The 22,072-nt window shown below is 58.5% G+C and carries 11 protein-coding genes; 2 read left to right on the forward strand and 9 right to left on the reverse strand.

Annotated elements, in window-relative coordinates:
• The coding region (locus tag DK871_RS25535) for a YadA family autotransporter adhesin (protein ID WP_161907094.1) at positions 1-3,717 on the forward strand (3,717 nt) is incomplete at its 5' end.
• Between the two features lie 103 nt (positions 3,718-3,820).
• Positions 3,821-4,831 (forward strand): hypothetical protein, encoded by a 1,011-nt coding sequence (locus tag DK871_RS25540; protein WP_161907095.1) that lies wholly within the window; start codon positions 3,821-3,823, stop codon positions 4,829-4,831.
• Positions 4,832-4,898: 67 nt separating this feature from the next.
• On the opposite strand, the gene DK871_RS25545 is transcribed toward DK871_RS25540, so the two are convergent.
• The 9 genes from DK871_RS25545 to DK871_RS25585 all read right to left on the reverse strand — a co-directional run.
• Positions 4,899-5,324 (reverse strand): response regulator, encoded by a 426-nt coding sequence (locus DK871_RS25545; protein WP_161907096.1) that lies wholly within the window; start codon positions 5,322-5,324, stop codon positions 4,899-4,901.
• 29 nt (positions 5,325-5,353) lie between these two features.
• Positions 5,354-6,559 carry an EAL domain-containing protein gene (locus DK871_RS25550; RefSeq protein WP_161907097.1) on the reverse strand — a complete coding sequence of 402 codons (1,206 nt, stop codon included), beginning with the start codon at positions 6,557-6,559 and terminating at the stop codon, positions 5,354-5,356.
• A gap of 369 nt (positions 6,560-6,928) precedes the next feature.
• A complete protein-coding gene (locus tag DK871_RS25555) occupies positions 6,929-10,567 on the reverse strand; it encodes a transporter substrate-binding domain-containing protein (RefSeq protein WP_161907098.1) in 3,639 nt (1,212 codons plus the stop codon).
• Complete coding sequence (locus tag DK871_RS25560; protein WP_161907099.1) at positions 10,568-11,194, reverse strand: response regulator transcription factor; 627 nt, start codon at positions 11,192-11,194, stop codon at positions 10,568-10,570.
• A gap of 98 nt (positions 11,195-11,292) precedes the next feature.
• On the reverse strand, positions 11,293-12,513 hold the full coding sequence (locus tag DK871_RS25565) for an EAL domain-containing protein (RefSeq protein WP_161907100.1): 1,221 nt from the start codon (positions 12,511-12,513) through the stop codon (positions 11,293-11,295).
• Between the two features lie 67 nt (positions 12,514-12,580).
• Positions 12,581-13,804, reverse strand: coding sequence for an HlyD family type I secretion periplasmic adaptor subunit (locus DK871_RS25570; protein ID WP_161907101.1), 1,224 nt, complete (start codon positions 13,802-13,804; stop codon positions 12,581-12,583).
• Entirely contained in the window at positions 13,797-15,962 is a 2,166-nt protein-coding gene (locus DK871_RS25575; RefSeq protein ID WP_161907102.1) for a type I secretion system permease/ATPase, read from the reverse strand. Before DK871_RS25575 ends, DK871_RS25570 begins: the two co-directional genes overlap by 8 nt.
• The gene (locus DK871_RS25580) at positions 15,959-17,272 is read right to left on the reverse strand and encodes a TolC family outer membrane protein (protein WP_161907103.1); all 1,314 of its coding nucleotides are present in this window, start codon (positions 17,270-17,272) and stop codon (positions 15,959-15,961) included. Before DK871_RS25580 ends, DK871_RS25575 begins: the two co-directional genes overlap by 4 nt.
• A gap of 246 nt (positions 17,273-17,518) precedes the next feature.
• Positions 17,519-22,072 (reverse strand): Ig-like domain-containing protein (locus DK871_RS25585; protein WP_218581538.1); only part of this gene is annotated, 4,554 nt, incomplete at its 5' end.

The raw sequence follows: 22,072 nt of genomic DNA on the forward strand, positions 1-22,072 counted from the left end.
GGTGCCGAACGGCAGATCAGCAACGTCGCCGCTGGTCGAGTCTCGGCCACCAGCACCGACGCGGTCAATGGCAGCCAGTTGAACGCCACCAACACTTCGGTTACTGACCTGAGCACCAGCGTCAACACCTCGGTCACTAACCTGGGCACGCAGATCAGCAATCTGACCAACACTGCCGCCGAAGGCGTCAAGTACGATGACGTGAACACCAAAACTTCGGTGACCTTCAACCAGGGTGGGACTGCAACGACCTTGACCAATGTCGCCGCCGGCGCCTTGAGCACAACCAGCACCGAGGCAGTCAATGGCAGCCAGTTGAATGCCACCAACACGTCGGTTACGGACCTGGGCACCAGCCTCAACACATCGATTACCAACCTGGGTAACAGCTTCAGCACCCAACTGGACAACATCGTCACCAACGGCGCTGGCATCAAGTATTTCCACAGCAACTCGGCACTAGGCGACAGCACTGTCAGCGGCACCGACAGCATGGCAATCGGTCCAGTGGCAACCGCTTCGGCCGACAACGCCATTGCATTGGGCAACGGCGCCAACGCCAGCATCGCCAACTCGTTGGCCCTGGGTAACGGCGCCACCACTGCTGCCGCAACCGCGACCGCCAGTGGCGTAGTCAACGGCACTACTTACACCTACGCCGGTGCTGCGCCTGTCGGCGTGCTCAGCGTGGGCACCCTCGGTGCCGAGCGGCAGATCAGCAACGTCGCCTCTGGTCGGGTCTCGGCCACCAGCACCGACGCGGTCAATGGCAGCCAGTTGAACGCCACCAACACATCGGTTACCGACTTGAGCACCAACGTCAATACGTCGGTTAACAACCTGAGCACGCAGATCAGCAACCTCGCCAGCAGCGCCGGTACCCAACTGGGCCAACTCGGCCAAGGTGTCAGCAGCGCCCTCGGCGGCGGTGCGCAAGTGGACCCGGTAACGGGTGCAATGACTGCCCCGAGCTTCAGCACCACTACCATCGACACGGCAGGCAATGCCACCGCTACCACCAGCAACAATGTTGGCGCTGCCCTGACCAGTCTCAACACCAGCCTGAGCAACACCGCTGCGATGGGCGTCAAGTACGATGACGTGAGCACCAAAACCTCGGTGACCTTCAACCCAGGCGGGACGGCTACCACGCTAACCAACGTCGCCGCCGGCACCTTGAGCACAACCAGCACCGAGGCAGTCAATGGCAGCCAGTTGAATGCCACCAACACCTCGGTCACGGATTTGGGCACCAGCCTCAACACATCGATTACCAACCTGGGCAACAGCTTCAGCACCCAACTGGGCAACATCGTCACCAACGGCGCTGGCATCAAGTATTTCCACAGCAACTCAGCCCTGGGCGACAGCACTGTCAGCGGCAACGACAGCATGGCAATCGGTCCAGTGGCAACCGCTTCGGCCGACAACGCCATTGCACTGGGCAATGGCGCCAACGCCAGTATCGCCAACTCCCTGGCCTTGGGTAATGGCGCTACCACTGCTGCCGCAACCGCGACCGCCAATGGCGTAGTCAACGGCACCACTTACACCTACGCCGGCGCCGCGCCTGTGGGCGTGCTCAGCGTCGGCACCGTCGGTGCCGAACGGCAGATCAGCAACGTCGCCGCTGGTCGGGTCTCGGCCACCAGCACCGACGCGGTCAATGGCAGCCAGTTGAACGCAACCAACACTTCGGTCAGCGACCTGAGCACCAACCTGAGCACGCAGATCAGCAACCTCGCCAGCAGCGCCGGTACCCAACTGGGCCAACTCGGCCAAGGTGTCAGCAGCGCCCTCGGCGGCGGTGCGCAAGTGGACCCGGTCACGGGCGCCATGACCGCCCCAAGTTTCAACACCACCACCATTGATGCGGCTGGCAACACGACCACCGCCACCACCAGCACCAATGTCGGTGACGCTTTGACCAGCCTCAGCAACAGCCTGGCCAACACCGCCGCCGTGGGCGTCAAGTACGATGACGTGAACAGCAAAACTCGCGTGACCTTCAACCAGGGCGGCACCGCAACCACGCTTAGCAACGTGGCCGCGGGCAGCCTGAGCGCCACCAGCACCGACGCGGTGAACGGCAGCCAATTGTTCAGTACCACCGCGCAACTCAACAACCTGATTGCCAATTCCGGCAACCAGAGCCAGTACATCGTCAATGCACTGGGTGGCGGCTCACACGTGGATCCGGTGACGGGCGCCGTGACCGCCCCGAGCTTCAGCACCACCACCATTGATGCGGCGGGCAATACAACCACCGCCACCACCAGCGCGAATGTCGGTGATGCCTTGACCGGCCTGAGCAACAGCCTGGCCAATACCGCCGCCGTGGGCGTCAAGTACGATGATGTGAACAGCAAGACGCGAGTGACCTTCAACCCTGGCGGCTCTGCCACCACCCTGACCAACGTCGCCGCCGGCAGCCTGAGCGCTACCAGCACCGACGCAGTCAATGGCAGCCAGCTGTTCTTGACCAATAACACCGTCGTCGGCCTGAGCAATCAACTCAACAACATCGTCAACAGCGGTTCAAGCATCAAGTATTTCCACGCCAGTTCGGCCAAGGCCGACTCGATGGCCACCGGCACCGACGCCATGGCGGTAGGCCCCAATGCCCAAGCCAGCGGCACCGCGGCCATTGCCATGGGTAATGAAACCGTGGCAACTGGGACCAGCTCAGTGGCGATTGGTGACGGCGCGAAAACTGCCGCTGCCGGCAGTGTCGCCATCGGCAAGGGCGCCAGCGACGACCAGCGCGGCACCGAGACTTACACCGGTAAATATTCGAACGCGAGCAACACCACCGCCGGCGTGGTGTCGGTGGGCAACGCGGCCGCCGGTGAAACCCGCGTGCTGAGCAATGTCGCAGATGGCCGCCAGGCGACCGATGCGGTCAACGTGCGTCAGCTCGATGGTGCGGTCGCCGAGTCCAAGGCCTACACCGATACCAGCCTGAATCAAATCCAGGGCTCGATCAAAAACGTGGACGGTGCGATTGCCAACGTGACCAGCAGCGTCGCCAAGGTCGATGCCGCAGTGACCAGTGTGCAGAACGGCACCAGTGGTGCATTCCAGGTCAATAACACCCGCGCCGCCGCACAACCCAAGGCAACCGGCACCAACGCTGTTGCCGGTGGCATGGGCTCGCAGGCTTCGGGTAACAACAGCATGGCCGTGGGCAGCAACACCGTGGCCAGCGCTGAAAATGCCACGGCAACGGGCAACGGCGCCCAGGCCACGGCACAGAACAGCGTGGCGCTGGGTGCCAACTCGGTGGCCGACCGTGAGAACAGCGTCTCGGTGGGCACCGCGAACGGCGAACGCCAAATCACCAATGTCGCCGCCGGTACCCGCGGCACGGATGCCGCCAACATTGACCAAGTAAGCCGCGGCATCATGAATGCCAACATCAATTCCAAGGCTTATACCGACCAGCGTTTTACCGACCTCAAACGTAACCTCAAGCAGCAGGACGATACCCTGAGCGCCGGTATCGCCGGCGCGATGGCGATGGCCAGCCTCCCCCGCTCATCGGTGCCCGGGGGCAGCATGACCTCGGTGGCCATGGGCAATTACCGCGGGCAATCGGCACTGGCGATTGGTGTTTCGCATGTGTCCGAGAACGGCCGGTGGTCGACCAACTTCATGGGCACTACCAGCAGTCAGAATGACACCGGTGTCGCCTTGGGGGTTGGCTACCAGTGGTAATTGCGACCTGAAACAGTCTGGAAGAAATCTGGCCTGCGTGTAATGCCAGTATCGAATGTGGGAGGGGGCTAGCTCCCGATAGGGAGTGTCAGTCGACATCTACATGACTGACTTATCGCTATCGGGAGCTAGCCCCCTCTTACATTTGGAGGTGCATGAGGCCTGCGTCGGGCTTTTTTCTTCTACGCTCACTCACATCAACAGATCAACCCGAGACAGGATCACCTCAATGAAACCCCAACTGCCGCTTTGCTTTGGATTGATCGCTTGTCTTGGCCTGGCCGGGTGCCAGGAAAAAACTGCGCCTCCTCCTACGGCCAGCCACCCCCAATGGCTGGATGTACCTGCCCTGCCCATCCTGCAAAGCGCGGTCTTCAGCCTGGCTGACGCCCTCGCCCCGCATAAGAATCCCTTGGTCATGGAGCAAATTTGCGCGTTGGCCAAGGGCGAAACCCAGCAGGAAAACGTGAATCGTTTTATCCAGCAACAAGGTGGTAATGCGCAGAATATTCCGCCGCAGGGTCACCCACTTTCGCTGCTGGTCAACGGTGACCGCAAGACCCAGGCGCGTGCTTGCGCAGCCTACCTGGCAATCAGCGTGCTGTCGCCCATGAGCCTGAACGGCCTGTTGGTCGAACCGGCAGGCGCCCCGCCTGGGGACAAGAACAAGCCCGCGGAAAAGCCCGCACCTCAAGTCGACCAGGCGAAATTGCTGGCGAGCCTGCCGGGCAAGCTGGCCATCGCACAGACCAATGCAGACTTTTTCGCCCTGATCGCCACCGAGTTGCAGCATCGTCCGGGCCTGACGCTGGAACAATATCGTCAGCTATCCATGACTATGTTCACTGGCCTGACAGAGGATTATCTGCAGCGACTGAAGGAGCAGACGCCCCCGCCCGGCACCGAATATAAAGTCCTGAAACTGGACGCGGACCAGTTCACGTTTGTCAGCAGCACGCGCACCCTATTTGAGTACGACTTTTCGGGTTTGAGGCTGCAGCAAAACGGCATGATCTGGTTTGGCGAGGGCAAACTGCTGGGGAAGGATTACTTTCTGAAGGTGGCCTACCTTCCAGCGACAGCCAAACGGCTCAACGACACGCCAGCGCCGTAGGCGCCTGGCGTGTATTGAGCGATGATTGATCGAGCTGGCAAGGGTCTCAGGCGGGGCGGCTGGTGATTCAGTGCGAAGGCGTACGGAAAAAATAGGAAGAACGCTTTGGCTTCTCGGGGTCGATCTCTACCATGACCTTTTTGATGGCGTCCGTATCCGGTACACCGGCCAGCTTTTTGATGACCCTGGCCGGCGGCTTTCCTTGCGGCGATGACACGGGCAGGGGAAGTCCATCATAAATCAATGCATGATGCACGCGGGCGCAATCACGGCAGAAGGCTTCAAGATCGAGCATCATCGTCCCGCCGAACGTGCTGTTGATCACCAGCAGATCGAAAGGCTCATGGGCATTATCGACAATCAACAGCAACTCCTTGAAGGAGCCAATAGGGGCCACACGATGATAGCCGCAGTGATTGAGCATCTTCTCAATGCTCAAGCGTTGAAGGTGGGAGTGATCGGCAATCAGTATGCGTAAGGAGCGTGTCGGCATTTGTTATATCCTTTCAGACCGGACCGGTATCAGACGTTTTTTTCAGGGTTGGCGCGCGTCGTCAGCCAGGCCAGCAAATCGTGTTCGGTCATGGGTTTGGCGAAGAAATAGCCCTGTCCCTGAACACACCCAAGCGCAAGCAACTGCTGGTATTGCTCTGATGTTTCTATCCCTTCCACCACCACTGACATGCCCAGCGCCTTGCCCAGGCCGAGCGTGCAATTGATCACTGCCTCGCATCGCGGGTCATGGCCCAGCCCTCGGACAAACTCACGATCCAGTTTGATTTCGTTGAAGGGTAATTGGCACAAGCGCTGCAGGGAGGAAAAGCCCACACCGAAGTCGTCAATGGACAATCGGCACCCGATCATGCGTAACCGCACCAGGCTTTCCAGGCAAGTGGCCGAGGCCTCAAGCAAGCCGCTTTCTGTCAGCTCGAACGTCAGGCTGGAAGCGGGCAAGCCAAAGCTGCACAAGATGCTTCTGATGACCGACACCAACTCGGGATTGGAGAGCTGTACAGGTTCCAGGTTGAACGCGACGTTCAATACATGCCCCTGACTCGAGGCCTTACGCGCGAGTGCCAGACCATGTTTGATCTGGCTGAACAACAGCTCATTGAGCAGGCCACAACTCTCGATAGCCGGCATGAAGACCGCTGGAGACACCACGCCCTGAGTTGGATGATTCCAGCGTGTCAGCGCCTCAACGCCAATGACCTCCCCCGTCAATAAGTTGATCTTGGGCTGAAAGTACGTCTCCATCTGGTGATGTTGCATGGCCGAGCGGACTTCGCCTGCTGGTGCAAGCTCCACGGGCTCCAAACGTGTTGGTATGCTCCTGGGATTGTGCAGGTGTTTTTGCAAAAGCTCGTTCAATGCGTCGGCGTGCAACGGTTTTCCCAAGTCTCCCAACAACGGTAACCCCAACAATGTCACGAGTTGGCGTGCAGCCTGGCGCACATCCCCGCTCAAGGAGCTGCTCAGGATTACCGCGCCCACCAGACCCACGCGGGCAACGCGATGCAAGAACTCCAGGCCGTCCATACCTTCCATACGCAGGTCACACAGGACAATGTCCACCGCGCCGACTCTCTGCAAGGTCTCCAGGGCCTGGGTACCGTTGGAGGCGCTGAAAACTGCCTGACAGCCAAGCTTCTTCAGCAAGTTGACGGCGACCGTCTGTTGGAAAAGATGGTCCTCCAGCACCAGCACACGCAGGGGCAACACTTGCATCACTCATTCTCCACAATTGGGTTGCAGCACGAACGCCCGACACGCCCTGATTGCTGGTGTTAGTCGATGCCCATCCAATCCAACAGTGTAGATGAGCCTCAATGCACCACGTCCCAACAGGACAGGTGTATTCAGGTCATCCATGACGCAAGCTCAAAAACGTTGCCGTGCGAATCGATCGCCCCCTCCTATAGCCGGCGCTGTGCGCCGTCAATGGAAGGTGGATCATTCCCGAACGGGTTCGGTGGGGGGGAGGTCATCTCTTCTCGAGCGGAATTATCCGAGGATTTCCCTGACCGAAATGTAGGAAATTTCCCGGCGAACATTTCTGCTCCAGGGCCTCGGAGCATGCCCCTGCCCAACAGACGGTCAGCCAGTATGCTGAGCGATTCGCTGGGTCAGCATCTGTGTCAGCGCATCCATCGCCTGGTGCAGGGCATCAACGGACTCGGTCAAACGTGCAGCGTCCTGCCCATCGCAATCGGCCTGCAACTGCTCGCAACATTGGATCAAGCGCTTGGCCTTGACGATACGCGCTCCCCCCTTGACCCGATGCGCCAGGTCAGCCAGTCCGGTCAGGTCGCTCTGGCTGAAGAGCTTGAGGAGCCGTACCTGATCGTCCTCGTTACTGCTCAGTAGATCTTGCAGCAGGCTGTGGATCGACTCTTGGTCGCCGTACGTCAGTTGCTCAAGGCTGACCAGGTCGATTTCATCGTCCAGGTTCGTGACCTCATCGCTGTCGGGTAGCGGCTCGAATGCTGATTCCACCCCCGACAGTCGTGCGGACAGCTCCTTCATACTGATGGGTTTAAACAGGCAATCATCCATGCCCGCCGCCAGGCAGCGGTCGATCTCATCCGGTTGGGCGTTGGCGGTAAACCCTAGAATCAGACAAGGCGATTTGCCTGAGGCGGCCTCGTCGGTACGGATAGCCTTGGCCAGTTCATAGCCATTCATCACCGGCATGTTGCAGTCGGTAATCACCACGTCAAAGGGATGGTTACGCCAGGCACGCAACCCATGCGCCCCATCCTGTTCGTCCTTGACGCTATGCCCCAGGTAGCTCAACTGTTGCAGCAACAACAAGCGGTTGGCAGGATAGTCATCCACCACCAGGATTTGCAGTTCACTGGCGGGTAACTCCTCAACCGGCTCGGGCGGGCTGTAGGGCAACGGCGCCAGGATAGGCAGCGTCAACAGAACCTCAGTTTGCGTACCCAGGCCCAGCACACTGCTCAGGTTCAACTGCCCCTGCATCATCGTGCATAACGTGCGGCAGATGGTCAGCCCCAGCCCCGAGCCTCCGACAGTCAACTGGCTAGAGTTGCCAACCTGGCTGAAGGGCGCGAACAGTTTCAGTTGGTCTTGTGTGCTGATACCAATGCCGGTATCGCGCACCAGCAGTTGTATATCCATCTGTTGATTCGTTTCGTCGAGCGTCGCCTTGATGCTGACCAACACTTGGCCTTTAGCGGTGAACTTGATGGCATTGCTCAGCAGGTTCGCCAGCACTTGTTTGAACCGCACTGGGTCGATCAACACGTCGCGATCGGCTTGGTCATCAAACTCACACACCAGCTCCAGTTTTTTTTGCCGCGCGCCTGCGCTCTGTACCTGCACCACCTCATCCACCAACGCCTTGAAGGCCGCTCTTTGCGGGGCCAGGGTTAAACGCCCGGATTCAATACGCGCGACATCCAGAATGTCACCAATCAACTCCAGCAGCGCCCGTGCAGCACTGGACGCCACCTCGATCGCGAACCGATCAAGCACGCCCTGGTCAGCTTTTTTCATGGCCAGTTCCAACATCCCGACCACCGCATTGATCGGCGTGCGTAGCTCGTGGCTCATGTTCGCCAGGAAGGCGGTCTTCGCGCGGTTGGCACCATCAGCCTCCTGCTTGGCCTCTTTCAGCTCGCTGAGTAAACGCTCCCGCTCGCTGATATCGATCCACCCGGCGATGATCCCGTTGACCTCACCGCTGCTATCGCGAAACGGAAGAATCCAGTGGTAGGCGTCGATCGCTTGCCCACCGGCCAGTATCAACTGGCGATCTTGAATATGCTCCTCGCCTGCTGCCATTACGTCGCGGTACTGCTGTTCAAACACCCGAGCATCATGAGGTTCGATAGTCGGGTCATCCGTGAGCAGCGTACCAACGACGGTTTCACGTGAACGTCCGACAGCCTCCAGATAGCGACGGTTGCACAGCAGCATGCGGGTCTGCCGGTCTCGCACGTAGATAGGATGGGGCAAGCCATCGATCAGCACGCGCAGAAAATCCATTTGCTCCTTCAATGCCCGTTCGGCGGTTTCACGTCGTTGAATCTGGCGGCGCAAGTAAATGATCCACGCAGCGGCTGCCAGCAACAGGCCTGTCGCGAACGCCAGCCACTTGAGAAAAGCACGTTGGCTGGCTTGGGTGCCGCGATTGTCCAGCATCACCTCACCGCGCCAACGATCGGACAAGGCGTCCAGCTCTTCGCGGGGGAAACTGCGCAAGGTTTTATCCAGGATCGAATACAGCTCCAGGGATTTACGAGGGGTCGCGAATTTCAACTGGGCTGACTGCTCACCTACCGTACGCGTAATGCGTAGACGGTCACGATAGAACGTAGAAATCATATAACGGGAGGCCAACAGCATACTGAGCGTGGCATCCGCCTTGTTCTGTGCAACCAGCGCCATCTGGTCAGCACGGCTGCCCGCCTCCATCAGTGTGATGTCCGGGTAATGCTGGCGGACGTAGGTGGCCCAATAGCTGCCAGGGCTAACCACCAGGCGCTTGCCCGCCATTTCTTCAAGGCTGCCAGGCTCTTCCTCGCCCACGCGACTGACGAATACATCAGGGTTGGTCATGTAAGGGCGGGTATATCGCAGCTCATCCAATCGCTCGTCATGCTGGAATGTCGGCGCCAGGTCAGCCTTGCCACTGCTCAACAGGTCAGCCTGTTCATCGAAAGAGGCCGCACGAACCACGTCAAACTGTAGATGGGTACGTTGGCTGATCTTCTCCAGCAGGTCGGCATTGAGGCCGCGGAACACGTTGTTTTGATCAAAAAACGTCAGCGGTGGGTTACCGTCGATGACCACCACCCGAAGGCGTGGGTTTGCCTGCAGCCACTGCTGCTCTTGCGGACTCAGGTCAACGTCGAGGCTATCTCGTGCAGGGGTGCGCAGCCTCCAGCGCCGTGCAATCGCGTGCTTTTCGGCTGCAGGAATGGCGTCCAGGGCTTGATTGACGATATGCAACAACGGCTTGTTATTGGCATTCAAGGTAAAACCCACACCGCTCAGACGTCTATCCGCCGATGGCTCCACATGCACATCGCCGTAAAAATTCTGCCCAATCAGGTAGCTGGAAGTAATGCCTGCTCCCACGAATGCGTCTGCCTGCCCAAATACGACCGCACTGATGCCCTCCAGCGCAGATGGGTAAAGTTCGAGTTTGGCTTTAGGATAGAGCGCCTGGATCAGCGCAGGGTCAGTGTGGTATTTGGCCAATGCCAGGCGCTGGCCCGCAAGGCCCTGCTGCTGGGGGACGCCCGGAGCACGGCTGCTGACCAGCACCAATTGATCGGTAATGTAGGCATGCGACAGAGCCAGCCCAGGCTGGGCGGCCTCCTGCTCGCGCCCTGACCCGAGCATGTCGAGTTCTCCGCGCTTGAGCGCCTGCAGTGCCAGGTCCCTGTTCTGATAACGCCGGATATGAACATCAACCCCAATGGATTCAGCCAGCAGCCCGGCATAGTCGGCCGTTACCCCTTCGAAATCCGCAGGTTCGGAAGAAATGACCAAGGGTGCAGGATCGTTGAGCGCCGTGCCGATCACCAATACCTTTTTATCGCGTAACCAGCGCCAGTCCTCGTTCTGCAACTTAACGTCAAACGCTTCGACAGGGGCATGAGCCAGTAGCGTCGGCGACTCATAACCTGGCTCGGCAGCAGCGGCATAACCCGAAGCAACCAATAGGACCAAAAAAACCAGGTACGTTGACAGGCGACTCATTTAAATCAGGTGGTTACGTTTGGCGAAATCAGCCAGGTAGACCACTGACTTGACCTTGAGCTTTTCGATCAACCGGCTTTTATACGTACTGACCGTCTTATTGCTCAATAACATAGCGTCACCGATTTCCTTGTTGCTGTAGCCACGGGCGAGCTGTTGCAAAATGGCCAGCTCACGATTGGACAGTTGCTGGATCAGTTCATGTTCGGATGTCTGGTTATCGACCGGGCGCACCGAACTGTTGGCGAGCACCGGGAAATAACTGAAGCCTTCACGAATCACTTTGACTGCGCGCATCAGTTCCTCAAGGTCATCGCTCTTGGACACATACCCGGACGCACCGATGGTCATGCAGCGATGAGCATAGAAGGCGGCGTCCAGAGAGGTCAACACCAGTATTTTGATCGGCAGCTCCAAGGCGCAAATACGACTAATGACCTCCAAACCGTCAAGCAAAGGCATCGAGATATCCAGCACGATCAAGTCAGGTACGTGGGTGCGAGCCAGGTAAACCGCCTCGACACCGTTCTCGGCCTCGGCCACCACTTCCACGTGCCCTACCTTGAGGAGCATTTTCACGGACGAACGAATAAACGGATGGTCGTCGACTATTAACGCCTTCAACATACGAACCTCTTTATCAGCACAAAGAACAGCATTGGCGAGACCGACTCATCGAACTCTTAAGGTAGCTCAATTCCACGTCGACAAAACAACGGACTGAACTATTTTACCTCCCCGGGCCCTTTACCCAGACCCTGCTGGCTGCGGTAGTGATTGAACCAGGAGCAAAAGTCAGCACCGGACATGGGCACCGCCAAGTGAAACCCCTGGCCGAAGTGGCAGCCCAGCTCAACCAGTGCATCAAGCGCAAATTGGCTTCCGACCCCCTCGATGACCAAATCCATGCGTAATGCCTGAGTTAACGCCAGGCTACTGGCAACGACCGCTCGGTTACCCGGATCGGCCAGGTCCTGGACAAATACCCCATCGAGCTTAATTTGCTTGAAGGGCAGCTGTGCCAACAACCGCAACGACGAAAACCCCAGGCCGAAGTCGTCGATCGACAACCCACACCCCGCCTCGCGCAAACGCACCAGGTTTGCCAATGCCGAGGCAGGCAAATCCAGGAGGCTGCTTTCAGCGACTTCGAACGTGAGTGCCGAACCTGGCAAATCATGTTCCTGCAAGCATTGAAGAATATGCTCCACGAGTTCATTGCGAACCAACTGAGACGCTGTCAGGTTAAACGCCAACCCTAGGTCCTCCCCTTGCCCCTGCAAATGCAGCAACAAGGCAATGCCCTGGTTCAACAGTTGTTTGAGCATTTCATCAATCAAGTCATAGGCCAGTACGGCCCCCAACAAGTCACGGGGTAACAACATTCCCCGCGAGGGATGGCGCCAGCGCACCAGCGCTTCAACGCCGAACAGCTGCTGGTCGACAAGGTTGAATTTGGGCTGATACCAGGCCTCGAACGCGCCTACCGCCAAGCCATGTCGCACCTGGTCTTCAGGTATCAACTCAGGCACCGACAAGTCGGGCATTGATAGCACCGAATGACGGTGCTTGAAGTTTGACAGTAACCGTTGCAAATCCTGCATCTGCAAAGGTTTGTCCAAGAGGCCGAGTAACTTCAGTCCGGACAGTGTCTTCATCTGCCTGACCGCACGGTAAAGATCCGGCTGTAACTCGCTATACGCCACCAGTGCCTGCACATTCCCAAGTTCGCTGGCCACTTTCAAAAAATCAGAGTGGTTGATTGAACCGTCGGCCAAATCGAAAAAAACAATATCGACGCGGGGTAGCAGTCGCAGAAGACCAATGGCCTGCTCGGCAGTACTGGCCGATAGCACGCGCTCGATGTTCGAATTATTCAGGGCCTTAACCAGTACAGCGCGTTGGAAAGCATGATGTTCAATAACCACAACACAATCAGGAAACATATTTTTCAACCAATTCAAATGCATTAGGCAAAGTGTTGAGTGCAACCCTGTCACATCGACGGCAGGCTCAACGTTCCCGCATAGCCTCTTGGGCTTTATTAAACGGTTTGATCAGATAGTCCAGCACCGTTCTGGAGCCGGTCTTGATATCGACTGTCGCGATCATCCCCGGCACGATGGCGAACCGCTCGCCGGTTTTATTTGTGAGTGCATTCGAATCCGTCTGGATGAAGACTCGGTAGTAATAGTTTTCCGGTTTGATCTTGTCTTGAATGGTGTCCGGAGAAATCGTCACCACCTTGCCGTCCAGCCCGCCATAGATCGAATAGTCATACGCGGTGAGTTTCACTTTGGCTGCCTGGTTCGGATGGATGAAGGCGATATCCCGGGGTGAAATGCGCGTTTCGATCAGCAACTGATCATCCAGCGGCACGATCTGCATCAACTTCCCATTAGGCGAAATGACCCCGCCAATGGTCGTCACTTCAATACCCTTGACGATGCCGCGAACCGGCGACAAGACCGTCAGACGTGTCAACGAGTCTTCCCGGCCGCGAATCACCGAACTTAACGAACTGACCTCGGAGCGAGCCTTGGCCAGTTCTTCTCCCGCCTGCACCTGATAGGTCGAGCGCAGTTCGGTGCCCTTGAGTTGCAGTTCGCTACGCTGACGTTGCAGGCGGATTACTTCCACACTGCTGGCCGCGCCTGTTTTTGCCAAGGATTGGGTTATTTGCAGCTCACGGTCGACCAGCCGGAGCGAATCATTGACCCCCGCCTGCGTTTCCTTGAGCCGGTTGATGCGTTCCTGATACAGCCTGGTTTCGCGATTGATCAATTCGGGGTAGGCCTGCAGCTCGTCAGGAAAACTCAACGGCTTGCCGTCGACTTCGGCCTGTAGTCGGGTGGCGCTAGCCAGCATTGCACGGTAACGCGCAGCGCTCTCCTCGACATTTGACTCGGTTTTTGTTGGGTCAAGCTGGGCCAGCACTTGCCCCTCCTCCACCAGATCGCCTTCAGCGACGTTGAGTGCCGCCAGGATGCCACCCTCCAAGGATTGAATGACTTGTTCGTGGGAGCTGGGAATCACCTTGCCGTCGCCCTTGGACACCTCATCGAGTTCGGCGAGCCAGGCCCAGAGGCACAGGATAAGCACGATCAACACCAGGCTGGAGATGATCCGGGTTGAGTGGTGCAATGCCGCGTCATCGGCGGGGTCCATGGCCTCCCGCGGACTTTTATTACGCGTATAGGCGCGCAACCGCGCCAACGTTTCTTGAACATTAGCCATGTTGTGCAGCTCCGTTGGCAGGCGTCGCGCTGAGTCGGCGGATCGCTTCCTCCTTGGGTTCATCCAATACGACTTTTCCATCATCGACAACGATGATTCGGTCAACCAGTTCCAGCAACGCCAGGCGGTGGGTCGCAATCAGCAAGGTCTTGCCCTGGGCCCACTGGTCAAGGTTTTGCAGGAACAGGCGTTCCGCCCCCTCATCCAGCGACGAGGTCGGCTCGTCCAGCAACAATACGTTGGGTTGGCGCAACAGCAGGCGAGCCAACAACAGCGATTGTTTCTGACCGCCGGAGAGTCCCATACCCCCTTCCAGAATCAGATGATCCAGGCCCGTGGGCAGCTTATTGATGAATGCGGCAGCGCCGGTCAAGGCCAGTGCCGAAAGCATTTCCTGGTCGGCGGCCAACGGCGCACCCAGTTTCAGGTTCTCGCGGATGGTGCCGTGAAACAAATGAGAGTCCTGCGTCAGCAACGCCACATCCCGACGCACATCCGCCGGGTCGAGGTGCTGCAGTGCCACGCCGTCCAGGCTGACCGAACCCGAGCGTGAATCGACGCCTCCGACCAGCGCCTGCAACAGGGTGGACTTGCCAGCGCCATTGCGGCCCAACACAGCAATGCGTTCGCCGGCACGAATCTTCAACTGGCTGACTTGCAGCACCGGGCTGTCTTCGCCATAGGCAAACACCGCCTGGTTCAGCACATAGTCGCCATACAGGTGAGCCCGGTGCACTTTGTGACTGTGTTCGGGATGGTCGGTGGGCAACTGCATGAGTTTGTCCAACCCCGCCAGCGCAGTCTTGGCCTGCTGCCAGCGAATGATCACCTGGGTCAACTGGGCCATCGGCGCCATCATGCGCGACCCGAGGATCGAAGCCGCCACCAGCGAACCGGTGGTCAGGTCGCCGGCCATCACCATCGGCGCACCAAAGAAAATCACCACGGCAAACACTAGGGTCTGCATCGATTGCGACCAATACTGCAAACGATGGGTCAAGGCCTTGAGCCGCAGGTTTGCCGAGGCCGTGGTTGCGTTGTAGTGATTCCAGCTCATCTGGAATTTCTGCTCGGCTTGCAGCGCTTTGACGTCCTCCATGCCCTGTATGGTTTCGACCAACAAAGCATTGCGCAGGCTGGATTCGCGCAGCGCCTGGTTAGCCAGGCGCCCCAGCTTACCTTGGCAAAGCAAGCCAGGAGTGATCATCAATACCAGCGCACAAAGCGGCACCAGCACCAGCGGGCCGACCAACAGCCAGAACACGCCCAGGAACAGCAGGAAGAACGGCAAGTCCGCCAGGGCCGTGATGGTGCTGGAGGTGATCAGCTCGCGGATCTGTTCAAGCTCGCGGATCTGAGAAATGAACGTACCAGTGGAACGCGGCCGGGCCGAGTTGCGCAAGCGGATGGCGTGGCCAAACACCTTGTCCGACAGGCGCGTATCGGCACGCTTGCCCAGCAGGTCGGTGACATGCGAGCGGGCGTTGCGGATGGTGAAATCAATACCGGCCGCCAGTAGAACCCCGATAAACAGGACGTACAGGGTCGGCATGGAGCCAGCAGGGATCACTCGGTCGTAGGTTTGCATGGAAAACAGCACCCCGGCCAAGCCCATCAGGTTGGCAATCAACGAGGCGAACAGTACGTAGCGATAGGACTTCAAGTCCTGCAAAACAATAGTTTTGAACCAGCTTTTGTCATACGGCTTGATGTAATCGTCTACCCGCACGTCCGCGCGGTTTCCCACGGGGCGCAGCAGGATCACCCGGCGGCACTGCTCCAGCAGTTCCTGACGCGACAGTACCGTGGCCAGGCCATGATCACCACTGAGCCGCACTTGTAGCAGCTCCTCGGCACGTAGGCCTTCGATGAGCGCCAACTGACCATCGACCAATTGCACCAACAAGGGCAAACGCCATTGGGTGAGGTCCTCGGCCACCAATTCGTCGTCGATCTTGACCGACAGCCCCAGATGCTTGGCAATGGCATACAGTTGGTCATCGGAATGCACACTGCCCTGCCAGGCGGCAGCCAGTCGGGCATCCTCGGGCGAGAAGCTGAGGTTGTAATGAGCGGCAACCAGCAGCAGCATCTCCAGCCAGGGCGGGGACACCGTTGGCGAGCTAGCTTCCAATGTTTCTTGCACAAGACGACTCATGGCAGACGCTCACGGTAAGTGTCATCGTTGGCGGCACCAAACGATTGACTGAGATGACCTGCGCTATACAGGCAGTTGATCTGTAACCGACGCAGGCTATTGAGCGTGGTCTGCTGCTCGACCCGCGACAAGTAGGCCTCCTGCTCGGCATTGAGCAGGTCCAGTAAAGGGCGGGTGCCTAGCTGGAGATATTGCTGGCCGTAAAGCACGCGGGTTTCATCAATCGTGCGTTCGCGCAGGGTCTGGGCACCCAGGCTGGCATGCAGCTTCAGCACCTGGCTTTTCGACTGCTGCATTTCCTGACGTGCACGCAAGCGGGCGGTATCGAGGCCGGCCTGTGAGGACGCCAGTGCCCTTTCGCTGGCAGCCTTGCCCGCCTGGATCGCGTTACCTTGATAGATCGGCATGCTCGCATTGAGAAACACGCTGTAGCGGCTGCGGTCCTGGTCCGTTCCGGGGTTGCCTTCCAGTTGCTGACTGAATGTGGGCTCCAGAGACAGCGTCGGTAACCCGGCGGCCTTGGCCGCTCCCACTTCGGCCTGAGCACGGGCCACACGTGCCTGGGCAGCCTGCACCTCGGGATTGTCCTGCATGCTTGTCTCGACCTGTTGACACGACTGCTCCAGCTCCCGCGGGAAATGGTCGGACACGGCCTCGATCTGTGGTTGCCCGGTCAGGCTCGACAGCGTGGCAAAGGCGCGCGCCAGGTTGGCCTGTTGCTGAAACCCGGAAACCTTGGCGGCTTCGATACGCGACACGGTTTGCACGTAATCCGAACGGGTACTGGCGCCCATGTCGAGACGCTGGCGCGCAAGGTCAGAGACTTTTTCCAGGCTCTCGATCTGGTCCTGGGTAATCGCGATCAACCGCTGGTAATACTGACCGTCAAGAAAGGCCAGTGCGGTATTCATAGCAACTTGTTCGATGCTCAGGCGTACGTCTGCCTCGCGCTCGGTAACGCCAGCCTGGCTGGCCTCGACGGCGCTGGACACCTTGCCGAAGTCGTACAGCATCTGCGAGGCGCCGACGTCAAAGACCTGGGCACTGTGGCCGCCCGGCACACCACTTTGGTAGCCGGTGCGCACGCCGCCACTGATCCTGGGGTAATATCCGGCCTGCGCCACGTCGACCCGCTGCACCTGTTCATTGACACCTTCCCGGGCCCGCAGGATATCCGGATAGGATGTCAGGGCCTGGCGCACGGCCACGCGCAGATCCAATGCCTCGGCGCCCGCGATGGGCGGGCTGCCCACACCCGACTGGGGAGCGGAAGGTGGAAGAAACTGCCCGGCTTCAATCAATGAAACCAAGGAGGCCGCGGGGACAGTTCCTTGCGTTTGACTGTTCTTGGTCCGTTGCCCGGTAGCTGCAACGTGACCTTTGGGTTGGTCATGCACTGAGGATGCATAAACCTGCCCGGCCACACCACCTGAACTGATCGATAATACTATCGTCAGGCAGGCAATACTGTGCCGGTGATATAGGATCCGGGACATAACGGTCACTCAAAAAAAACACCCCTGGGCCATGACGGCCCAGGGCTCTGTCATGGCGACTTAGACGATTGAAATACCGCTTTCAACCCAGAGGTCTTTCTTCGTCGTTTCATCAATGTAGTGCACATACTCATGGCCATCCAACGGCGCCTTGGTACCGTCGGGCTTCCACGAATCGGGCAAGTCCAGCGTCGAGGCGGAGGCCGACTTGGACACCGAGCCATCGGCTTGCATGATGTCGTTCAAGGTCAACGTCAGCGCAGGCTTGGTCGGATCGTCCTTGGGTTGCAGGCTGACCAGCTTGTTGAGGTCCAAGTTAGGCCCTTGGCCCAGGTTGAATGACGGCAATGCAGTATTGCTTTCGGCGTCTGTATCCACCGGGGTCTCTGGCTGCGCAAGTCGAGCAGCCAAATCTGGGGCGGGTGCCGCGCCTGTGGGTACCTCATTGAGTTCGGCGACGAGCCTGGAGTCGGCGATCTTGACCTCCAGCGTGGAGGTCACCGTCTCGCCGTTCGTGTGCTTGACTTGATACGTGAAGGTTTCGGTTTCGTTCAAACCCGTCAGGCTGAGTTTTGGCGTGTAGGTGTAGTCACCGTTCGCCGCGACCTTCAAATCACCATATTTGCCGGTTATGGTTTCCTGATTGGTCGAAGACACCGATTTACCCTCCACGCTGACGATGCTGGCCTCGTCAGGAAGGACCAAGTCACCGGAGACAGAGTAAGCCTTGATGCCAATATTGAAAGTGGCATTCAATATGGCCCCATCAGCGGCTCGGGCCTCATAGCTGAACGTTTCCGTCTGGTCCGCAGGGGTTGCATTACGGTCCTGTTGATACGTCGCCTTGCCATCATTGGAAATGCTCAACTGGCCATATTTGCCCTGCACGACGCTACGCACCTGTTCGGCAATTAACGTGTCGTTGACTTTGAGCAGTTTTGCCCCTGTTGGCAGGACCAGGTCGCTGCTGATCAGGCTGTTGGCGAAACCACCCACGAACGACTCTTTAACAATCGTCGAGTGGTACTCCACCGTCGAGATAAATGCCACATCGACACTTTTCATCACCACGCGATATTCGCCGGGGGTCTCGAACTTCAAGGAGATACCTGACGACCCTGCTAACACAGAAATAACCGAAATATTCAGCAACCCTCCAGACTCGTTGCTCTGCACACGCAGCCACTCCCCATTGACGTTCTTTTCCAAGTAGACGCCATTGGTCGTAAAGGCATTCAGGCTCAAAACGCCCTGGTTTGACACTACACGGACTTCCGCTCGCTCATTGGCATTGATCGAAAAGTCATAATATTGATATTGATTGCCAGGAAACCAAGACGAGATCAACACCGACTCGAACTTGTTGTAGCGCGACTCGTTCAGCGCGTTGATGTTCGGGTCAATGAACTGACTCACTTCTACTTCATGGTGCTCAGCCACCAGTTGGTAAGGCGCAGTGACTGGCACCGAGCCTGTAGAGGTCAACTGGTTATCCAGGGACGCTGAAGTAACCCCTAGCACAGCCCCGCCCACCTGTACTTTTATAGGCACCACGTAGTTGCCATCGGCATCGACCGGTTGTTCACCCAGGGTTTGTCCTGCAGCGTTTTTCACTACCACTTTGGTGTTAGGTGCCGCCTTGCCGGAAACGAACTTGCCATCGGCACTGATCATTGCGCTCAGCGGAGCCGGAGGTCTCTCTCCTTCCACTTGCGGCGCAATCAGTTCTGTCGGTAACGACTGTTTGCCGGCCAACTCAGACACCACCGCCACTGTGCTGCCCGCAGGCTGCTTGGCAATGGTTGCTGCAAAGCTACCATCATCACCCGCTACAATCGGCCCGGCCAACAATTGACCAGTGGTGTCTTTGACGGACACGCTCGCACCCGGCAAGGTCTTGCCGGTGATCTGTGTGCCGGCGGCATCCAGGTGGGCTTCAGGTTGTGGTAGCCGATCTACCTCGATGGCCGGTGTTTTCACGTAGGCCGGTGCAGACTCCACGCCCTGTCCTTGCGCCGTCACAGCCAGGGAGGTATCCGTCGGTTGTTTAGGAATGGTGACCACAAAGGTGCCATCCTGCTGGACAACGCCGGAGCCGATCTCGTTACCTTGTGCATCCTTGACGCGGATTGTTTCGCCCTTGTTGCCCTTGCCCGTTACCTGGGTGCCGGCTTCGTCGATTTCCACGCCTGTTGGTGTATTCGAGGCAATGTGAGGCGTCATGACTGCTTCAGAAGCAGACTGCTTGTCGTTGTTCTGCAATGCGACATTCAACAGTTGCCCGCCCGGTTGCACTGGGATGGCGACGTTGAAGGTGCCGTCCGGCCCTACGATGCCCTTGGCGATCACGGTCTTGTCGTCCGCCGCCTTGATCAACACGATGGTATTGGGCGCGCCCTTGCCCTGCACCTGGGTACCGGTGGCGTCCACACTCACATCGAAAGGTTTGGCAGGCGTATCTTCGGCGCTCAGGGGCACCAGCAACAGCGCCGGCTCCGAGACCTTTGTAGATTTGATCGTACCGTCGGCGTTTGTTTCGGTCTTGACCGCGCTGATGGCAAGCCTTTCACCGCCCTTCTGGGCCGCAATATTGGCCGAAAACAGACCATCAGGACCGGCCGTGAACGTGCCCAATTCCTGTTGGGTATCAAGGTTGACGATCTTGACCGTTTCACCCGGCTTGACCTTGCCCAGTACTCGCGTACCAGCTGGGTTGATATTCAGGTCGGTGGGTGGCAAGGGCAGATCCGCATCGATAAACGGCGCCACGACGGTGACCGTCGCAGATGCCTGCGTCTCGTTGTAGGCTGTCACGCTCAAAATGGCCCCGGTCTTCTGAGGCGTGCTCAAGGGAATCTCGACAGAACCGGTCATGCTGACCACGCCACTGCCCAACTCTTTGCCGCTGGCATCCTTGACCTTGATGACTTCGCCCGGATTGCCCTTGACCGTTACCGCGCTGCCCGTGTCATTAATCACGGCGTCGCGTGGCGCCAGTACCGGCACCGACAAGGTTGTCGGAGCAGATTCAAGGCTGCCTAGTACGACTGTCGCCTGCAGGTCGTCCCCGCTGACGCCGGATGGCAGCAGTGCAGTGCCCTTGCCTGTATCGTCCAACGGTACACGAATGAACGTGCCGTCCGGGCTCTTGATCTGCACGACACCGTTGGGCTTACCCTCTACCGTCACCTGGCCGGTGGTCGCATTGACCACGCCGAATACCGGTGCCAGCAACGGCACATCCAGCGTCGAGGTTGCCGAAGTCGTACCTGCCTCCTGGGCAAACACACCTATTGGCTCGCCACCCAGAGCCTGGGGCAGCTTGATCACGGTTTGGCCTTGTGCATCCAGCTGTACCGGATTGCCGACTGGGCTGTTGTTTTTATCCAGCAACTGGACAGTGCCGTTTGGTTTACCAGTGACTGACAGCTCACCGCTGGCCGCGTCCAATGTCAGTACTGGCTTGAGCAACGGCACGCTCACACTGTCGGAAGGCAGCGACTCCAGGTCATTGAATTTCTGCACGGCAACCAACGCTTGCCCACTCATGTCGGGTGACAGCAGGAATGCATTTTTGCCTTCGGCATCCAGGGTCACGGGAGCGCCCACCGCCTTACCGGTACCATCTCGCAACTGCACGCTGGCGCCTGGTTTACCTGTCACCGGCAGCTCGTTGGTGGAAAGGTTGACCGTGCCCAGTTCTGGCTTTAGCAGTGGCACGGTCAGTGGAGCAGTGGCCGGCGACTCGTTGTTGCCCACGGTCTGGGTGACCGTCACAGGCAGGCCGCTCAAGGTGCTCGGGATTTGCAACGTGCCCTTGCCGTCGGTATCCAGCGCGACCGGCGTGCCCACGGGGGTGCCTGTGCTGTCTTTCAACTGCACGCTTGCACCTGGCTTGCCTTCTACGATGAGGGAGCCGGTTTGCGGATCGATTGCCCCCACGATGGGTTTGAGTACAGGAATGCTTACTGCGTCGCTCGCCGGGGATGTTGTCGTGCCCGAGGTCTGTACGGCTTTGAGGCTGTCACCGCTGGTGTCCACCGATAGTGTCAGCACGCCCTTGCCCGCGTTATCCAGAATCACAGGTGTACCGACCGTTTTGCCCGTGCTGTCTTGCAACTGCACGCTGGCGCCCGGCTTGCCGGTGACGGCTACGGTGCCGGTTGCAGCATCGGGTATTTCCAGCAGCGGTTTGAGCAGCGGCACCGTCAATGGAGCAGTGGCCGGCGATTCGCTGTTGTTAACGGTCTGAGTGACCGTCACGGCTTGATCGCTCAGGGTGGTCGGAATTTGTAGAATGCCCTTGCCGTCGTTGCCCAGTGTGACCGGCGTACCTACGGACGCACCCGTGCTGTCTTTCAGTTGCACGGTTGCACCTGGCTTGCCTTCCACGATGAGGGAGCCGGTTTGCGGGTCGATTGCTCCCACGATGGGCTTCAATACCGGAATGCTGACCGCGTCGCTCGCTGGCGATGTTGCCGTGCCCGACGCTTGTACAGCTTTCAGGCTGTCACCGCTGCTGTCCACCGGCAGCGCGAGCACGCCTTTGCCTGCGTTATCCAGAATCACCGGGGTACCGACTGATTTGCCGGTGCTGTCTTGCAACTGCACGGT

Source organism: Pseudomonas sp. L13, from assembly GCF_009935965.1.
GTDB classification, from domain to species: Bacteria; Pseudomonadota; Gammaproteobacteria; order Pseudomonadales; family Pseudomonadaceae; genus Aquipseudomonas; species Aquipseudomonas lactis.

Bases quoted from the DNA above. Each gene is read 5' to 3' on its own strand.
- DK871_RS25570 (WP_161907101.1), bottom strand. From the start codon at position 13,804: ATGGCTAATGTTCAAGAAACGTTGGCGCGGTTGCGCGCCTATACGCGT.
- DK871_RS25550 (WP_161907097.1), bottom strand. From the start codon at position 6,559: ATGCAAGTGTTGCCCCTGCGTGTGCTGGTGCTGGAGGACCATCTTTTC.
- DK871_RS25545 (WP_161907096.1), bottom strand. From the start codon at position 5,324: ATGCCGACACGCTCCTTACGCATACTGATTGCCGATCACTCCCACCTT.
- DK871_RS25560 (WP_161907099.1), bottom strand. From the start codon at position 11,194: ATGTTGAAGGCGTTAATAGTCGACGACCATCCGTTTATTCGTTCGTCC.
- DK871_RS25555 (WP_161907098.1), bottom strand. From the start codon at position 10,567: ATGAGTCGCCTGTCAACGTACCTGGTTTTTTTGGTCCTATTGGTTGCT.
- DK871_RS25540 (WP_161907095.1), top strand. From the start codon at position 3,821: ATGACTGACTTATCGCTATCGGGAGCTAGCCCCCTCTTACATTTGGAG.
- DK871_RS25565 (WP_161907100.1), bottom strand. From the start codon at position 12,513: ATGTTTCCTGATTGTGTTGTGGTTATTGAACATCATGCTTTCCAACGC.
- DK871_RS25575 (WP_161907102.1), bottom strand. From the start codon at position 15,962: ATGAGTCGTCTTGTGCAAGAAACATTGGAAGCTAGCTCGCCAACGGTG.